Below are 16250 nucleotides of genomic sequence, written 5' to 3' on the forward strand. Positions count from 1 at the left end.
CCGATAGGCGGATTCTTGCCAACCCGTAAGCTCACGGATCGCTTGTTCTTTACGAAAGACTTGTTGTCACAGGCAGTTACGTCACCAGTTCGCAATTGGCACGTCCTGTGCTTAGATCCCGTCGACTTGGCACGGCTCACAGGTGAATTGCCTGCGGGGTGAGTCGCCAAGGAAATGAGCAAAATATCTGGGAGGATTTCATGCTCTTTTCACTGAAGTCCGCGACCGCTGTATCGGCGGTTGCACTGTCTGTCGTATTCGCCACCGAAACCTTCGCCGCCGACGTGACATGGAATGTGTCCCTTTGGGGCAAGCGCCGGGCGTTCACCGAGCATGTTGAAAAACTCGCCGAGGAAGTTGCCGCAAAGACGGACGGCAAGTTCGAAATCAAGCTGCACTATGGTGGAGCGCTGTCGAAGTCCCGGGAAAATCTCGACGGAATTTCCTTCGGTGCGTTCGAAATGGCTCAGTTCTGTGCGTCCTATCATGCGGACAAGAACCCGACCCTTACTGTTCTGGAATTGCCGTTTCTTGGCGTGAATGACCTCGAAACCGAAGTGAAGGTTTCAAAGGCGCTCTACGATCATCCGGCAGTTCAGGAAGACCTCGGCCGCTGGAACGCGAAACTGCTGATGCCGTCGCCGATGCCGCAATATAACTTTGCCGGCAAGGGAGCGGTGCCTAAATCGATTTCCGATTTCGACGGCATGCGTGTTCGCGCGCTTGGCGGACTGGGCAAGCTGATGGACGCAGTCGGTGCTGTTCCGACATCCGTAACGGCTTCCGAGACCTATCAGGCAATTGATTCCGGAACGGTTCAGGCTGCCGGATTTGCACCGCACGCACACCTATCCTTCAAGGTCGTGGAAGTTGCGGACTGGTGGACAAAGAACCTCAACCCGGGCACCGTTCATTGCCCGATCGTCGTCAATGTCGACGCCTACAACGCGTTGCCGGATGACTTCAAGGCGGCACTTGACGACTCCGTCGATCCCGCGCTTGCCCACTATCTCGCCACCTATGCGAAGGTCTACGACAAGTGGTGGCCGGAACTGGAAAACCGTGGTGTTGTCCAGGTGGAATTCACGGATGAGGAACTGACGTCCTTTGCTGAAAAGGCCGGCCCGATCCATGACGCCTGGATCGAAGAGCAGACAGCCGCTGGTCTTCCGGCGCAGGAACTGCTCGACATGGTCAAGAAGACCATTGCCGAATAAGCCCGCGTTGCTGGTTTGACCTTGTTGCTTTCCGGCGCGCGGAATGAGCGCCGGAAAGCTCTGCCTCGGGGCTGACACTCATGATGACAATCGATCCCGCTGGACGTTCCGATCCGGAGCGCCCGACCACCTACATCCACTTCAGCGGCTTTCTCGCCCATATCGAAAACGGATTTAACCTATTCGCCGCGTTTTCCATTCTGGCGTTGATCCTGCTCGCCGTTGCGCAGGTACTCGGACGGCTGCTGTTCAACACGCCGATACCCGGGTTCATCGATATCACCGAGCAGGCGATGGCGATCTTTGCATTCGCGGGCGTTGCTTATTGCCAGCGCGTGGGAGGACATATCCGGATGGAGATTGTGCTCGGACAGTTGCGCGGCCGCACACTTTACATTTGCGAAATGCTCGGCGTCATGCTGATCGCCTTTACTGTCGCCCTGCTGATCTGGGGATCGCTGTATCATTTTGACCGGTCGTGGGCCATTGGCGACAGCACCATGGACATTCGCCTCCCCACCTGGCCGTCGAAACTGGTGATCCCGGTGGCGCTCGGCCTGCTTTTCCTGCGGCTCCTGCTGCAGATTTACGGATACGCCCGCCTGGTCGCCAATCCGGCAAGACAACCGGTCGAGGTTCCGATGATCGAGAATGTCGAGGACGTTGCGCAGCACGAGATCGAAGAAGCCTTTGGTGATGAAACCGATGAGGAGGCTTCCAGATGACCCCGTTTGAAGTTGGCATCCTGATGACCGGAGTGCTTCTGGTCCTTGTTGTTTTCGGTGTCCGCGTGGCTTTTGCCGCGGCCTTCACGGGTCTTGTCGGGCTGATCGTTCATTTCTCCATGAAGATGGGGTTTGAGCGGGGCTTCTTCGTCGCCCTGAAGATGGCTGGCACAATCCCGCATTCAAAATCCGTCACTTATGCCCTTTCGGTTTTGCCGACATTTATCCTTATCGGATTTCTGGCTTTTTATGCAGGCTTCACCAAGCAGTTGTTCGAGGCTGCCAAAAGGTGGCTCGGCTGGCTTCCAGGTGGCATGGCCGTCGGCACGGTATTCTCCACAGCCGGATTTGCGGCGGTTTCCGGCGCGTCGGTAGCAACGGCAGCGGTCTTCGCCCGGGTCGCCATTCCCGAGATGCTTGCGGCGGGCTATTCCAAACGGCTGTCTGCCGCCGTCGTGGCTGCCGGCGGCACGCTGGCTTCACTGATACCGCCGTCAGCCATTCTGGTGATCTACGCCATTTTGGTCGAACAATCGGTGGGCAAGTTGCTGATTGCCGGGTTCCTGCCGGGTGTGTTTTCAGCACTGATCTATGTCGGGATCATCGTGGCGGTCTCTGCCTGGCGCGGCGACGCGCCGGCCGTCAAGGGGTTCACCTGGGCGGAACGCCTGGAAAGCGTACCGGGAACACTGCCGATCGTTGCCGTGGTTGCCATTATCTTCTGTTCGTTCTTCTTTGGCCTGGCAACACCGACCGAGGCAGGGTCTCTGGGGGCCTTTGTGGTTCTGGTCGTCGCCTTTGCAAAGGGCATGAAGGTAAAACAGCTCGGACAGGCCTTGCATGAAACCGCCAGGTTGACCGTGATGATCTTCACCCTGATCTGGGGTGTGCTGGTCTATGTCCGTTTCCTGGGATTTGCCGGATTACCCGACGCCTTCAGGGAATTTATCGTCGGCCTGGAATTTTCCCCGTGGATCGTCATGATCTGCATCCTGCTGGCCTATGCCGTGCTCGGAATGTTCATGGATGCGATCGGCATGCTGATCCTGACCCTTCCTGTTGTTTATCCGGCAGTGATCGCGCTGAATGGCGGCGAAGGTGTTTCGGCAGCAGACAGCGCATTTGGCATGTCGGGGGAGGCCTGTGCAATCTGGTTCGGCATTCTGGTGGTGAAAATGGCGGAGCTCTGTCTGATCACCCCGCCCATAGGCCTGAACTGTTTCGTCGTCTCGGGCGTGCGGCCCGATATTCCGGTTCAGGAAGTCTTTCGGGGCTGTATCCCGTTTTTCGTTGCTGATGTCCTGACGATTGCCGGGCTGCTCGCGTTTCCGTCGATCATAACGCTGTTGCCGTCCCTCATGGGATGATGCCGGGCCGCAAGCACGCTCGGTAAGGTGTTGGATGACACCCGCGAAAAAAAGTACCGCCGCTGGAGTTGGCGCTCCAGCGGCGGTTTTTTGTCCCGATATCTGCTTGTATGCGCTTAGTCGAAAATCTGTGCCTGGCTGCGAACAGTGTCAAATCGGTTGGGGCCAAGAGTGCCGGGAAAGAAACCATTCACGATGAAGAGATAGATGGCATACAAGCTGCCGACGATCGGTATGAACAGGATGAGCAGATAAAGGGCAGAGGAGTCCCGATCGTGGCAACGCCGGGCTTCCAGCGACCACTGGCACAATGTCAGGGTCAGAAGCAGAAACGTCATGACCCCGCCCTTGGCCGTGCCGAATGCATATTTCATAAGCGCAATATTCGCTTGTTCTTCCGACAGGCCACTCATGTGTGGCCCGACTGCGAAGACAAACGCGATCAACACGGCAATGAACAGGACGAACCGAATGGATCCGATTACCCAGTATTCCATTCTGCCAAGACGGCCCCGGAAACTGAAGAGCATGCCGAACGCAAGTCCCAGCATCTTTCCGATGGAAAAATTGTCGTCGTCTTCGAAAGTCGCTGCACCACCGCCAGCCGATGCATAGGCCGGCATGCCTGCGGAAGCGTAGCTCGTGTTCCTGTCGCCGAATTGCGGTACGGATTGCTGAACACCGCGTTTGCCGAATTGTTTGCGCTGCATTTTCTGACTGCCCCGTCTACAAGCTCAATCATTTCGGCTTACGCTAGGGGAGACAACTTAAGATAGCGGTAAGGGAACTGGTTAAATTAACCCTAAGCGGATTGAAGAAAACAAGGGGTCGGTCTGCTTCCTTTCGGGTGGCAGGATTTTCCAAAAATGAGATCGGGAAGCTAGAACAGATCTCCTTGATTTTCCGGCCTCGATTTTGAAGGAGTGGATTTTTTGGTCTCGCCTTTGCGGGGGGTGGCAGCGGCGCTATCACTCATCGCCACGGCATCCACTGTTCCATCGGCCAGCTCGATGGCAAGTGCCGCACCTGAGGCAATAGCGGTTGCGGATCTGACCGGTTGTCCGGCTTCATCGCGGACAACGGCATATCCGCGCGCAAGAACATCTTTGTAGGACAGCGACTTGAGCAACTTCTGCAATCCGTCGAGCCTGCTTTTCTCGTGGGTAACGCGTGCGAGGAAAGCCCTGTCGAGCCGTTCCGAAAGCCCGGTGACGCGCTCCTGGCCGAGTAGCGTCTGCTGGGACAGGCGAGAAGGCGTGAGACGCGCAGCGACAGCGGTATATGCCTGCCGCTTTTGAGCAACCGCAACAGTGAGTGCGCGCTGCTGCCGGTCGCTGGCATTGCTGAGATCCTGCCGCGCCTTGGAACTGAGCCGCGAAAGCAGCAGGGGAGAGAGGCGCCCTTCCAGGTTCTGCAATGTGGATCTGTGACTTTTCGTGCTGACGATCAGCGCGCGCTCGAGACCGTTGGCAAGCGTGTCGAATTTTTGTCGTGGCAACGCCAGCAGGTCTTGCGGGGCCGGCAGGGCGGCGCTCGCCGCCCTCAGTTCCGTTCTTCGGCCCGTGACGAACCGGACAAGACCTGAGTTGAGCCGCCGCGAACGGTCGTCGACCATCGCCATCAACTCGGCCTTTACCGGGACAGCGATTTCCGCAGCCCCTGTGGGTGTGGGTGCGCGAACGTCGGCGGCCAGATCGATCAACGTCCAGTCGGTCTCGTGTCCGACAGCGGAAATCAGGGGGATCTGGCTGTCAGCAGCAGCCCGCACCACGGTCTCCTCGTTGAAGCCCCAGAGGTCTTCGATACTGCCGCCGCCACGCGCAACGATCAGCAGGTCCGGTCGCGGTATGGCGCCGCCGGCTTCCAGCGCATTGAAACCGCGAATACCGTTGGCAACCTCCGCACCCGATGTTTCTCCCTGCACGCGAACCGGCCAGACCAGCACATGCAGCGGAAACCTGTCGGAGATCCGGTGCAGGATGTCCCGAATGACGGCACCGGTCGGTGACGTGACCACGCCGATCACTTTTGGCAAGGGTGGCAGTATCTGCTTGCGTTCCTCCGCGAAAAGGCCTTCTGCCGCGAGCTTTTTCTTGCGCTCTTCCAGAAGTGCCATCAGCGCTCCGGCACCAGCTGGTTCAAGCGCGTCGATCACCATCTGGTACTTGGACTGACCCGGGAATGTCGTGATCTTGCCCGTGGCGATCACCTCCAGCCCCTGTTCCGGCTGGATCTTCAGCTTCGAGGCAACACCGCGCCAGATGACGCCGGACAGAACCGCCCTGTCGTCTTTGAGGTCCAGGTAGATATGGCCCGACCCCGGACGTGAGATGCGCCCCAGTTCGCCGCGCACCCGGACATATCCGAAGGTGTCTTCCATCGTGCGCTTGATGGAGAACGAAATCTCGGAGACGGAAAATTCGGCGACGTTGGACGGGGTTTCGCTCACGCGTGTGATTCCTTTTCTTAACCCGAAAGTGGCTGCTTGCCGGTGACGGGTCAAGATGCCGGGTCACGTCATCCTCATGCCGTCGGGAAAGTGAACACGTTGTCGCGCGACTTGAGAAGGCTGTGACACCGCTGGTCACTGAATGTTGTGTAGTTCAGGCAAGGCCCGACTATACGCCTTGAAACATACACAATCGGTCGCCTACGTTCGACACATGGGAAAATACGAATACAAGATGCAGCGATTGTTTTTGCGGCACGTTCTTGCCGAAGGCGCCAGGATCGAGGCCGACCGAAGCCAGGCCAATTATCTGATGAATGTGCTGCGGATGAAGGACGGCGACTACTTGCTGGTCTTCAATGGCAATCACGGGGAATGGCTTGCAAAAATCTCCAGCGGCAGCCGCCGTGATTGCGCACTGCAGGTGATGGAGCGCACGCGGGAGCAGACCGAGCACAATGATCTGATCTATCTATTCGCGCCGCTCAAACATGCCAGGCTCGACTACATGGTGCAAAAGGCGGTGGAGATGGGTGTGGGCAGTCTCCAGCCGGTCATGACCCAGCACACTCAGTCCAGCCGCATCAACCTCGAGCGCATGGAAGCCAATGTCATCGAAGCCGCTGAACAGTGCGGCATTCTTTCAATTCCAGAAGTCATTGGTCCACAGTCTCTGAAAGACGTCCTGGCCGAGTGGCCGCAAATGCATCCGGACCGCCGTCTGCTGTTCTGCGACGAGGCGGAAGGAACGCACAATCCATTGCTGACCCTTGCACAGATGAAGGAAGCCGGTCCTCAACCGCTTGCGGTGATCGTCGGGCCGGAAGGCGGGTTTTCCGACGACGAGCGCAGCCATCTGCGTGGTCTGGATTTCGTTACCGCAATTCCGCTCGGACCCCGTATATTGAGGGCCGATACTGCGGCGGTAGCCGCATTGACCATCATACAGGCAACGGTTGGCGACTGGAGATAACTCATTGCAGCAGGACATCCTTCCACCGGGAGATTCCTCATCCGGACGTGGCAAGGCGCTTGAAAAATCCGGTGTGGATCAACCGGATTCCGATGCTGTGATGGAGACAGACCGCAATCGTTTCCGGCTTCCCGTGGGAATAGCGCTCGGGTTGGTTTTTTCACTGCTGCTGGTCGTGATCTGCGGCATCATCATTTCCTATATGGCGTCTGCCGACAGGCGGATCGCCGGGCGATTGCTGGATGAGCAGGCATTGGCCGTTCTGAAGGGCAATGAAGCGACCCTGAAGCAATTTTTCCAGAAGCAGGAACAGTTCCTCAGGTCGATTGCTGTTCATGCCTCCGCATCCGGCGAGCAGTTTGGGGACGCAGATCTGGCACCTTATCTCAGGCTCTTGCCCGACGGCGCAATGCTGGAACTCGGGCAAACGGGTCTGAGTGAAACACCGGGTGACGAGAAACCGATCGTTGCCTGGGCGCCATTCCGGTACAAGGAAGGATTTTCAACCGCGGTTCTGGTCGCGGAACTCGGCCTTGGCGACACCCGGTCGCTTTTCGCCTTTTACCCTCAGCCCGTGTTTGCCGGGATTGCTGACCAGATGTCCTGGGAAGGCCGGCAGAAGGTGTTTCTTTTGGAAAGCCGGGACAAGGCAATCGTGGTGGAGGGGGTGCCGGAAAACGATTTTGCTTCCAGACCGCAAAGCCCCCTGCCGGATCTTGCGGACCTCAAGAACACTCCTTTGCACCTGATCTGGAAGGATCAGCAACAGGCCCACAATATGGGAGGGGAGGTTGATGGCCGGGTGTTTCCCGGTGAAAGAGGCATGTTCACGGCGATCTTCTCCAAAGTGGATGAAGGTCCAGCCGAGGGCTGGATTGTCGGCACGCTCTATCAGGCAGATCAGTTCGGCGCTGCACTCGATCAGACCCGTATTGTCCTTTATGCCGCAATTGTCGCGTTGTTCGTTGGGGCGCTGTTGTCCTTCATGGTCGGACGCATGTTGGGCAGACCCCTGAGACGGCTGGCTCATTCCGCCGCCGAGCTGCGGCAACTGAATTTTGAGGCGGCTGAACGTCTGCCGCGGTCACGGCTGGCCGAGCTGGACCATGTCAACCAGGCCTTCAACGGTTCTGTCGGTGCGCTGAACGCCTTTGCCAGGTATGTTCCCCGGCAGCTTGTGTCCCGCCTAATCGAAGAAGGCATGACAAGTGCGCGGAATATCGAATTGCGCGAGATGACGATCGTTTTTGCCGACCTCGCGGGTTTTACCGGGCTGGCCTCTCACCTGTCTGCGGAGGAAACCGCGTCTTACCTCAACGGGTACTTCGAAACTGTTTCCGATGCGATCGCCGAAAGCCAGGGAACGATTGACAAGTTTCTGGGGGACGGTGTCATGGCGTTCTGGGGCGCGCCGTCCGACCAGCCCGATCACGCGGCCATGGCGATCAAGGCGGTCAAGTCTCTCGCTGAACGGATCAATCAGTCACCGGACATCGATTTGCGGGTCCGGATAGGTGTGCACACCGGAAAGGTGGTTGTCGGCGATATCGGAACCTCCTCGCGCATGAACTACACCGTCATTGGCGACGCCGTGAATGTCGCTGCGAGACTGCAGGAATATGGTAAACTGGTCGACCCCGACGCAAAGGTGATTGCGCTTGCAAGCGCGCAAACCATGGCGCATCTGCCGGAAGGTGCGAGCACAACCAGTCTCGGCCCGGTGCAACTGCGTGGTCGGGACGATCCGCTATCCGTGTTCAGAATTGCGTGAACGAACGCATCTGCGGTTTCCTTCCTTGCATTCTTGTTTCAAGCCTCCTAAATCACGCAAGCTCGAGTGCGTTTTACATGAAACGTGCCGGATCAATGCGGAAACGAGAGTGCTCACAACGCGTTTCGTGACTTGCCGCGCAGACACTTAGGACGGTTTCATGGCCCGCGATACGGTCGATACCACACCGATTGAAACTGTTGCGGACCTTGCCGCAACTCTCGAAGAGGGCTGCAAGCCGGAAGACCGTTTCCGGATCGGCACAGAGCACGAGAAGTTCGGTTTCTGTCTGAAGCAATTGTCTCCCATTCCGTATGAAGGTTCCAACGGAGTCGAAGCGGTTCTGGAAGGCATGGAAAGTCTCCTTGGCTGGGAGCGCATCGAAGACGCAGGCAAGATCATCGGTCTCGCCGACAACGAGGGTGGGGGTGCAATTTCCATTGAGCCGGGAGGACAGTTCGAACTCTCCGGAGCCCCGTTGGAAAATCTCCACCAGACCTGCCGTGAAGCCAATCAGCATCTGGCCCATGTCCGCCAGATCGCCGAGCCGATGGGTGTCGGCTTCCTGGGAATCGGCATGACGCCGACATGGACGCGTGCGGAAATTCCGCGCATGCCGAAGTCCCGCTATGACATCATGACCAATTACATGCCGAAGGTCGGTTCGCTCGGCCTCGACATGATGTATCGAACGTCGACGATCCAGGTGAACCTCGATTTCTCCTCAGAGGCCGACATGATCCGCAAAATGCGCATTGGCCTTGCGCTTCAGCCGATCGCGACCGCCATGTTTGCAAATTCTCCGTTTACCGACGGCAAGCCGAACGGGTTCAAGTCTTTCCGCGCGCAGATCTGGACCGATACCGACGTGGACAGAACAGGCGACATTCCCTTTGTATTCGAACAAGGGTTCGGTTTTGAGCGCTACGTGGACTGGGCACTCGACGTGCCGATGTATTTCGTCAAGCGCGGAGAGACCTATTACGACGTGACGGATACGACCTTCCGCCAGTTCATGAAGGGGGCGCTGGAAGGCAGGGTTCCCGATGCCACGCCAAGTCTTGGCGATTGGAACAACCACATTTCAACACTCTTCCCGGATGTCCGACTGAAGAAATTCATTGAGATGCGTGGGGCCGATGGTGGGCCCTGGCGCCGCATTTGCGCGCTTCCCGCCCTTTGGGTCGGACTGCTTTACGACAGCGGTGTGCTCGACCAGGCCTGGGAACTGGTCAAGGACTGGACCGCGGAAGAGCGCGCCGCATTGCGCAGCGGCGTTCCGGGGTCGGCCTTGCAGACACCTTTCCGGCAAGGAACGGTTCTCGACGTTGCCAAGGATGTACTGGCCCTGGCGCAAGAGGGACTGAAGCGGCGCAACCGGCTTAGCGACGGCGACCTGGACGAACGAGTCCACCTGGCGCCGCTCGAGGAAGGCCTTGCCGCGGGCATGTGCCCGGCAGACATTCTGCTGCAGCGCTACAACGGCTCCTGGAACGGTGACATCACGCAGGTGTTTCGCGAATACGCTTACTAGTCTGGTAATCGAGGTGCGCGTGTCGATTCGATCGTCTATGTGGAGGGCTTTCCGCAGATTGACTTTACCTGTCGGGCACATTTTCGAAGCACCGAAAATGAACTTAGACAGCCTCATGAAGGACGTCGTTGCTCCGCTTCTCGACGAAAAAGGCTTCAGAGCCAGAAATCGTGTGTTTCGGCGAGTTTCCAATGGATTTGAGCACGTTGTTAGCTTCCAGAAAAGTCAGAACTGGAGCGCGCTCTATAAAGGTAAATTCTGCATCAATCTTTATTCGCATCCTTTGATCGATGGATATCCAGGATTTCCAAAGTTACCGTTGAGCTCTGGAGAACACCTGTTTTCTCGTCGAATGGCGGTGAATGAATTGCAAGACCAATGGTGGCGGATCGAAAAATTGTACCGGTCCGATGTGAGAGAGATTGAGGGTCTTTTGTCTCGGGAGCTGGATCTTTGGTTTTCGAAAACTGAAAGCGTGAAGGCGTTCTCTGAAAACTGTCCTTCGCAGGAACTTGAGTTCAAGCAGACAGCAAGTTTCCTTGGCGTGCTGCCTTGCTGGTTGGCATATGCGCATGCAGCGATCTTTGCGACGCTGAAAAAAGATCAATGTGCCATGAAAATGGCCGACGCGGCTCTACTCGCCTCAGGGCCTCAGGCAGACCTGTTTGATGAGAATGTTCGCGAGTTTAAACAGGCTATATTTGACAGATTGGCTCAGCTCAATCCTTGACAAGTTAGTCAGTTGGAAAACGGCAAGATACGAAATTTTTTTCTTTTTCCCGAAGACTGCCTCGCCGATGATCCAAATCGGCTAAGTTACAAAAGGCTTCGCTAGTTTCTTGTTATTCTGGTTTTCTTGAAGCTGATTGAAGCCATCGCAAAAAAGATCAGTGACCAAAAGAGCCTGGTCTCGCGTGCGAATTGACCTGAGCCCCCTGAAGCGTCACTCTTGTACCGGTTGGTCTTGTTCCTCAGGACCTCGCTGGAAATTGACCGGAGCAAAGCGATGACGGGCAGCGACAAGGGTGCGCCTCCATTTGACGTTTTTTCGTTGGCGGAGGATGTCAGAGAGCGGTTTGGCTGGTCGAACGACGACTTGAGTCGCGTGATGGAGCAGCTTTTGCCTGCGGCTCTCAACGGCTTCCGGCATTTTGGCAGCACGGTGCCCGGATTTTCGGATTTTCCCGGTCTGCCGTCTTCATTCGATGAGGCGGTGAAGTCTCCTTTTGCCGGGTTTGTTCAAAATGCATCTGAAACCGCTCTAACGCCCTTTTTTGGTCCGGAAGCGGTTCAAAAGGCGCTTGCCGGACAGATATCCGGTCTTACCGGTCTGCAGAGCGATGCCATTCAGGAAATGATGCCTGTTGCGGCAACGCTCGCCATGGGGCAGGTGGCGCGCCCCTTTGTGCACGGGGAGGCGCGCAATCTCCTTGATGCCTATCTGCGTGGCTTCGCCCGTGGCCGTCCCAAACCTCAGCCGACACCGGTCGACTACATGCAAGGTTATGCGGACGCAATGAACGCATTCTGGGGGTCATTTCTCCAGCCGGCCAGCCTTGTGACCGAAACCCGGGAAACGGAAGAAGACGCAGCACCTGAACCGGAGCCCGAGGAAGAGCCGGAGGCTCCCGAGGAAGATCTTGACGCCGAATCCTCCGAGATAGATGAAATGGTATCGAATTGGCTGGCAGCCGGCCGGGATTTTCAGTCGAGCCAGTTCAAGGCATTCGACAGTTTCTTTGAAAAAGCGGCGCGGGACTACGACAAGAAATGAACTGATCTGGCAAAAAAAAGACCCGCCAAAAGGCGGGTCAGTGAATGTCAGCAAGGTTTGCCGACAGGGGGCTGCAATCGGGGGGACTCGATTGGGATCAGGCAGCGATCTGCCCGGATTTCGGCTTGCATCCGTCAATGAGCGTAAGGGCCGGATTCTCCTTCGCGGTGTTGGCAGCGCTGAGATGCGTCGGCAAAGCGAATTCCGGAAGATTGCTCAGTGAAGATGTCGGATCTCGGTAGAAGGGGAGGGCCAACGCTCGTCGAACGTCGCTCCGCGTCAAACCGATGTCCTTCAACTGCTCGTCGGACCAATACTTGAGTTCGGTCACATGGCGGCGGTTCGTAAACACACGCCATGCACGGGCAGCCATCTGCCCGAAGAGAGCGACGAAGGGGATGCTTGCGATATGTGTCATGGCAAAAGTCTCCTGTTAGCGGCCGAACGAAGTTTCGGCAACTTGTTCCGCGCCGGTCGTGGCGATCATTGTCTGAGGAACATCCTCAAGATGCGCTATCTTCAAACATAATTCCAACGAATGTTTTTGATGGAATTGATCAGTATGCGTGATGTAAGTTTTTCGACAGGCAGGCAGGTCGCGTGATGGTCGAACAGTCAATAAACATTTCCCGATCGAATGAGTGTCATGTTACACATGATCATCTCTTATAGTTTGGAGTGGAAATGCTCGACCTGGATCAGCTACGAACTTTTGTCTCGATCGCGGAAAGCGGCAGTTTCACCAAGGCAGCCGACAATGTGAACAAGACACAGTCGGCGGTTTCCATGCAGATGCGACGGTTGGAAGAACGCATCGGCAAACCGCTCTTCGTGCGGGTCGGGCGTCAGTCCCGGTTGACCGAGCATGGCGAACGGCTGCTTCATTATGCCCGCAGGCTTGTCCAGCTGAACGATGAAACACTTGCCGCCTTTGACGATACCGAACTTGCCGGTCTTGTGCGTCTGGGAACTCCGGATGACTACGCCGACCGCTTTCTGCCCGAGATTCTTGCCAGGTTTTCAAGGTCCAATCCCAAGGCTGAAGTAAGCGTTGTGTGCGCGCCCACCCCCAATCTTGCCGACATGATCTCCGAAGGAGAACTGGACGTCGCGATCATCACGCATGTTCAAAAGAAAGGTCGCAAACACGTGGATCTTGTGCGCCGCGAACCACTTTTATGGGTCGTTTCGGCGCGCCATGCGGTTGAAAACGAGTCTCCTTTACCTTTGGCGCTGGGCCGTGCGACATGCGACTGGCGAAAGGCGGCGATCAATGCACTTGGAGACCAGATGCGCGAACACCGCCTGCTTTATTCAAGCTGGAACTCCACGGCGGTGGGGGCAGCTGTCCTTGCGGGACTGGCAATTTCCGTTCTGCCGGAATCGGCCTTGCGCTCAGGTATGCGTGTCCTGACGGAAGCCGATGGCTTTCCGAAACTTCCTGATTGCGAAATCGGCATCATGCGATCCTGGCACAACAGTTCGCGGGTAACGGACGCTCTGGTCGAACATATCGTTTCTTCGCTGGACAACCTCTCCGTTCCCCAGGCGGCGGAGTAGAAAGCGGTTTCTGTAAGTTTTGTTTTGTTTGCAATAACTTGCGTCGAGGACAAGTTGTTCGCTGGGCTGAAATATTGTTTGTAATGTAAGAATTTGTGATGTATCTTCGCTCAATTAATTCGAATCTCAAATCAACCGACTGACAAGTGGTTGTGCCGTGGAGCATTCACATGAATCACGCGCTGGATATTGATCAGCTCCGCACGTTTTTAGCGATTGCGGAACTGGGCAGCTTCACCAAGGCAGGCGAAGCTGTGCACAAGACGCAATCGGCTGTATCCATGCAGATGCGCCGGCTGGAAGAGCGCGTCGGACAGGCCATATTCATCAAGGACGGACGACAGTCACGGCTGACCGAAGACGGGCAGCGCCTGGTCGAATATGCCAGGCGGATGATCCTTCTGAACGACGAGACACTCACTGCATTCAACGGTCAAAAGGAAGTTGGCCACGTCAAGCTCGGCGTGCCGGACGATTACGCGGACCGTCTCTTGCCACAGGTTCTGGCCGCTTTTAACCGGCTGAATCCATCAATTGAAGTGCAGGTCGAGTGTTCGGGAAGCAGCAAACTGACTGAAGCGATCCGCGATGGAGCGCTGGATGTTGCCATCACCACGTCGAGCGATACGATGGATCTTCGCGGCGAGATCATCCGGCGCGAACCGCTCTACTGGGTGACATCCAGTCAGCATTGCGCGCATACGCAGGACATCATCCGCTTGGCGCTGGGGCCGTCGACCTGCGGTTGGCGGCGACTGTCGATGGACGCGCTGGACAGGGTCGGGCGGCGATATCGCGTTTCTTATACCAGCTCCAGTGCGGCAGCTCTCGTTGGAGCGGTACAGGCAGGGCTTGCAGTCACCGTGTTTCCGGAAAGTGCGATCCGCGACGGAATGCGTATTCTGGATGAAAGGGACGGATTTCCTGCCCTGCCGTCTTGCGACATCGCCCTTTTGCGGTCGGACACGGCCCGAGAAGCCATGCACGATACCCTGTGCAATCACCTTGTCGCGGCAATCGGCAATGTCGGTGGCGGTACCGGCCAGCTTGCGGCTGAATAAGATATTCCGTCACCAGGTACTTTTGTTTCATGACTGGCGTTTCAACGCGCGCGCAGCATCAGAATGTTTCCGCCAAGCACGAAGACCACACCCAGGGCTGCAGCGGTGGTCCATTGGTATCCCTCAAAGATTGTCGAGAGCGTAAGCGCGACCACCGGAAACATGACGGTCGCATAACCTGCCCGCGCAGACCCGATCCGCCCCAGAAGGGTCAGATAGGACGCAAAGGCAATGACCGATGCGAAAATTGCAAGATAGACAAGTCCGCTGAAGTAGCTGATCGACCATTCGACGGCAAAACTCTGTCCACGAATGGCTGAAAACAATCCCAGAAACATCATTCCGTAGAACATGCCCCAGGCGGTCGCGGGGACTACTCCGATGCCGCGCCGTTGGGTGTCGGCGGAGACCATGTTGCCAACACAGAATGACAGCGTGCCTGCAACGCATATGCCCAGTCCGATTGCCGCATGTGTGTTGAATTCAGCACCGACCAGTTTCGGCCAGAACATCAGGGCGATCCCTGCAAACCCGATTGTGCCTGCCAACAGCGCCAGGGGATTGGGGCGCTGACCGAATACGATCAGCCCAAGAAACAGGTTGAAGATTGATGCGGTGGAGAAAATCACGGCAAGCAGCCCGGAGGGGATCTGCATGGCGCCATAGTAAAACAATGTAAAGTTGGTCGAGAATAAAAAGGCTCCAAGGCCTGCGAAGCGGAAGTGATCCTGCACTGGGAAGGACATGTTGTGGCCGCGGAATTTTGCCCATGCCATCATGACCGCAGCTGCCAGCACAAATCGCCAGAAGACGGAGACTTCCGGCGCCACGGTGGCAACCTGACTTTTCATCGCGATCCAGCTGAAGCCCCAGGCAAGCACCGTGGCTGCATAGAGCCCGTAATCCATTGCAGAAAAACCGCCTGAACCGTTGCGGATCGCGGGGGAAGCGACGCTCATGAAAACACCATGCTTGGAAAATCCTGAAGGGAATCTGGCGTTCAATTCACTTAAGCGCAAATGATTGTTTTTGATGTTTGCATCAAGAACTCAGATGATTACGGTCAACCAGCGAAAGCGGTTTGAGCAACTGGAAGACACGGGAGACGGGATGACCCTGCTGGTGATCGAGAACTATCCGGATGCCGGGTTGGCGGCACTTGGCAGAACGGCTGCCCGGATGGGGCACAAATGGAAAACTGTCCGGGCCTACGCGGGCGAGGAGTTGCCGAACGAGGCCGGCACCTTTAGCGGTTTGGTAACGCTCGGAGGTGGCCAGAATGCCCTTGCGGACAAGGAGTATCCGCATCTGCCGCGCTTGTGTGATCTGATCAGGACGTTCCACGAGGCAGATCGGCCGGTGCTTGGGATCTGCCTTGGCTGCCAGCTCATCGCGCGGGCGTTCGGTGGACGCAACATTTTGAGCCGGCCCATTGAGTTCGGCTGGCGGCACGTGACACCAACGGCAGAGGGCCAGGCCGATCCTGTCGTCTCGGCGTTGGGAAAGGGCGGGCCACTGTTTCACTGGCACACCGATACCGTTTCGCTTCCTGAAGACGCTGTTCACCTGGCTGAAAGCGCAATGACACCGATACAGGCCTTCCGCATCGGCCGGACTACCTACGCTATCCAGTTCCATTTCGAAGCCGCCTCAGCGGACGTGCGTGAATGGTCTGAAAATCTTGCAGACGAGATCCTTCCACATACGCCGGACTGGCCCGAGCAGCTCGATGAGGAAGCTGCCCGTCACGCGGACAAGTCCGACGCGTTGGGTGAAGCGATCGCCCGGGCATGGCTGGCCTTGCTCCGGCGTCCGTGAC

15 protein-coding genes are annotated in these 16250 nt (G+C 56.9%); 11 read left to right on the forward strand and 4 right to left on the reverse strand.

Annotation, left to right across the window (positions count from 1 at the left end):
- Positions 1-200 precede the first annotated feature (200 nt).
- From LA5095_RS00435 to LA5095_RS00445, 3 genes are all read left to right on the forward strand, one after another.
- The gene (locus LA5095_RS00435) at positions 201-1217 is read left to right on the forward strand and encodes a C4-dicarboxylate TRAP transporter substrate-binding protein (protein ID WP_055112531.1); all 1017 of its coding nucleotides are present in this window, start codon (positions 201-203) and stop codon (positions 1215-1217) included.
- Positions 1218-1297: 80 nt separating this feature from the next.
- The gene (locus tag LA5095_RS00440) at positions 1298-1942 is read left to right on the forward strand and encodes a TRAP transporter small permease subunit (RefSeq protein WP_055111012.1); all 645 of its coding nucleotides are present in this window, start codon (positions 1298-1300) and stop codon (positions 1940-1942) included.
- A complete protein-coding gene (locus LA5095_RS00445) occupies positions 1939-3309 on the forward strand; it encodes a TRAP transporter large permease (RefSeq protein WP_055111014.1) in 1371 nt (456 codons plus the stop codon). Before LA5095_RS00440 ends, LA5095_RS00445 begins: the two co-directional genes overlap by 4 nt.
- Positions 3310-3425: 116 nt before the next feature.
- Here the strand turns inward: LA5095_RS00445 and LA5095_RS00450 are convergent, their stop codons facing one another.
- Together LA5095_RS00450 and xseA are read right to left on the reverse strand one after the other, a co-directional pair.
- Positions 3426-4019, reverse strand: coding sequence for a DUF805 domain-containing protein (locus LA5095_RS00450; protein ID WP_055111016.1), 594 nt, complete (start codon positions 4017-4019; stop codon positions 3426-3428).
- 170 nt (positions 4020-4189) lie between these two features.
- On the reverse strand, positions 4190-5758 hold the full coding sequence (xseA, locus tag LA5095_RS00455; protein ID WP_055111018.1) for an exodeoxyribonuclease VII large subunit: 1569 nt from the start codon (positions 5756-5758) through the stop codon (positions 4190-4192).
- Positions 5759-5972: 214 nt separating this feature from the next.
- On the opposite strand from xseA, the gene LA5095_RS00460 reads away from it, so the two are divergent.
- The 5 genes from LA5095_RS00460 to LA5095_RS00480 all read left to right on the forward strand — a co-directional run bounded on the left by LA5095_RS00460 (position 5973) and on the right by LA5095_RS00480 (position 11810).
- Complete coding sequence (locus LA5095_RS00460; protein WP_055111019.1) at positions 5973-6731, forward strand: 16S rRNA (uracil(1498)-N(3))-methyltransferase; 759 nt, start codon at positions 5973-5975, stop codon at positions 6729-6731.
- A gap of 4 nt (positions 6732-6735) precedes the next feature.
- Positions 6736-8502, forward strand: coding sequence for an adenylate/guanylate cyclase domain-containing protein (locus LA5095_RS00465; RefSeq protein ID WP_055111020.1), 1767 nt, complete (start codon positions 6736-6738; stop codon positions 8500-8502).
- A 160-nt stretch (positions 8503-8662) separates the two neighbouring features.
- Positions 8663-10036 carry a glutamate--cysteine ligase gene (locus LA5095_RS00470; protein ID WP_055111021.1) on the forward strand — a complete coding sequence of 458 codons (1374 nt, stop codon included), beginning with the start codon at positions 8663-8665 and terminating at the stop codon, positions 10034-10036.
- A 115-nt stretch (positions 10037-10151) separates the two neighbouring features.
- A complete protein-coding gene (locus tag LA5095_RS00475; RefSeq protein ID WP_158510317.1) occupies positions 10152-10766 on the forward strand; it encodes a DUF4304 domain-containing protein in 615 nt (204 codons plus the stop codon).
- 276 nt (positions 10767-11042) lie between these two features.
- Positions 11043-11810: a hypothetical protein gene (locus tag LA5095_RS00480; protein WP_055112533.1), complete on the forward strand. Its 768-nt coding sequence runs from the start codon at positions 11043-11045 to the stop codon at positions 11808-11810.
- 97 nt (positions 11811-11907) lie between these two features.
- Here the strand turns inward: LA5095_RS00480 and LA5095_RS00485 are convergent, their stop codons facing one another.
- Positions 11908-12228, reverse strand: coding sequence for a DUF1127 domain-containing protein (locus LA5095_RS00485; protein WP_055111025.1), 321 nt, complete (start codon positions 12226-12228; stop codon positions 11908-11910).
- Positions 12229-12494: 266 nt separating this feature from the next.
- On the opposite strand from LA5095_RS00485, the gene LA5095_RS00490 reads away from it, so the two are divergent.
- Together LA5095_RS00490 and LA5095_RS00495 are read left to right on the forward strand one after the other, a co-directional pair.
- Entirely contained in the window at positions 12495-13370 is an 876-nt protein-coding gene (locus LA5095_RS00490) for a LysR substrate-binding domain-containing protein (protein ID WP_029062154.1), read from the forward strand.
- Positions 13371-13540: 170 nt separating this feature from the next.
- A complete protein-coding gene (locus LA5095_RS00495; RefSeq protein ID WP_055111027.1) occupies positions 13541-14431 on the forward strand; it encodes a LysR substrate-binding domain-containing protein in 891 nt (296 codons plus the stop codon).
- A gap of 41 nt (positions 14432-14472) precedes the next feature.
- Here LA5095_RS00495 and LA5095_RS00500 read toward each other — a convergent pair whose 3' ends face one another.
- Positions 14473-15390 (reverse strand): DMT family transporter, encoded by a 918-nt coding sequence (locus LA5095_RS00500; RefSeq protein WP_055112535.1) that lies wholly within the window; start codon positions 15388-15390, stop codon positions 14473-14475.
- Positions 15391-15484: 94 nt separating this feature from the next.
- Here LA5095_RS00500 and LA5095_RS00505 point away from each other — a divergent pair, with 94 nt between their 5' ends.
- Entirely contained in the window at positions 15485-16249 is a 765-nt protein-coding gene (locus LA5095_RS00505) for a type 1 glutamine amidotransferase (protein WP_235808831.1), read from the forward strand.
- Position 16250 lies beyond the last annotated feature (1 nt).

Source organism: Roseibium album (genome assembly GCF_001404515.1).
GTDB lineage: Bacteria > Pseudomonadota > Alphaproteobacteria > Rhizobiales > Stappiaceae > Roseibium > Roseibium album.

Bases quoted from the DNA above. Each gene is read 5' to 3' on its own strand.
- LA5095_RS00495 (WP_055111027.1), top strand. From the start codon at position 13,541: ATGAATCACGCGCTGGATATTGATCAGCTCCGCACGTTTTTAGCGATT.
- LA5095_RS00470 (WP_055111021.1), top strand. From the start codon at position 8,663: ATGGCCCGCGATACGGTCGATACCACACCGATTGAAACTGTTGCGGAC.
- LA5095_RS00435 (WP_055112531.1), top strand. From the start codon at position 201: ATGCTCTTTTCACTGAAGTCCGCGACCGCTGTATCGGCGGTTGCACTG.
- LA5095_RS00475 (WP_158510317.1), top strand. From the start codon at position 10,152: ATGAAGGACGTCGTTGCTCCGCTTCTCGACGAAAAAGGCTTCAGAGCC.
- LA5095_RS00480 (WP_055112533.1), top strand. From the start codon at position 11,043: ATGACGGGCAGCGACAAGGGTGCGCCTCCATTTGACGTTTTTTCGTTG.
- LA5095_RS00460 (WP_055111019.1), top strand. From the start codon at position 5,973: ATGGGAAAATACGAATACAAGATGCAGCGATTGTTTTTGCGGCACGTT.
- LA5095_RS00445 (WP_055111014.1), top strand. From the start codon at position 1,939: ATGACCCCGTTTGAAGTTGGCATCCTGATGACCGGAGTGCTTCTGGTC.
- LA5095_RS00450 (WP_055111016.1), bottom strand. From the start codon at position 4,019: ATGCAGCGCAAACAATTCGGCAAACGCGGTGTTCAGCAATCCGTACCG.
- LA5095_RS00505 (WP_235808831.1), top strand. From the start codon at position 15,485: ATGATTACGGTCAACCAGCGAAAGCGGTTTGAGCAACTGGAAGACACG.
- LA5095_RS00500 (WP_055112535.1), bottom strand. From the start codon at position 15,390: ATGAGCGTCGCTTCCCCCGCGATCCGCAACGGTTCAGGCGGTTTTTCT.
- LA5095_RS00440 (WP_055111012.1), top strand. From the start codon at position 1,298: ATGATGACAATCGATCCCGCTGGACGTTCCGATCCGGAGCGCCCGACC.
- LA5095_RS00490 (WP_029062154.1), top strand. From the start codon at position 12,495: ATGCTCGACCTGGATCAGCTACGAACTTTTGTCTCGATCGCGGAAAGC.
- LA5095_RS00485 (WP_055111025.1), bottom strand. From the start codon at position 12,228: ATGACACATATCGCAAGCATCCCCTTCGTCGCTCTCTTCGGGCAGATG.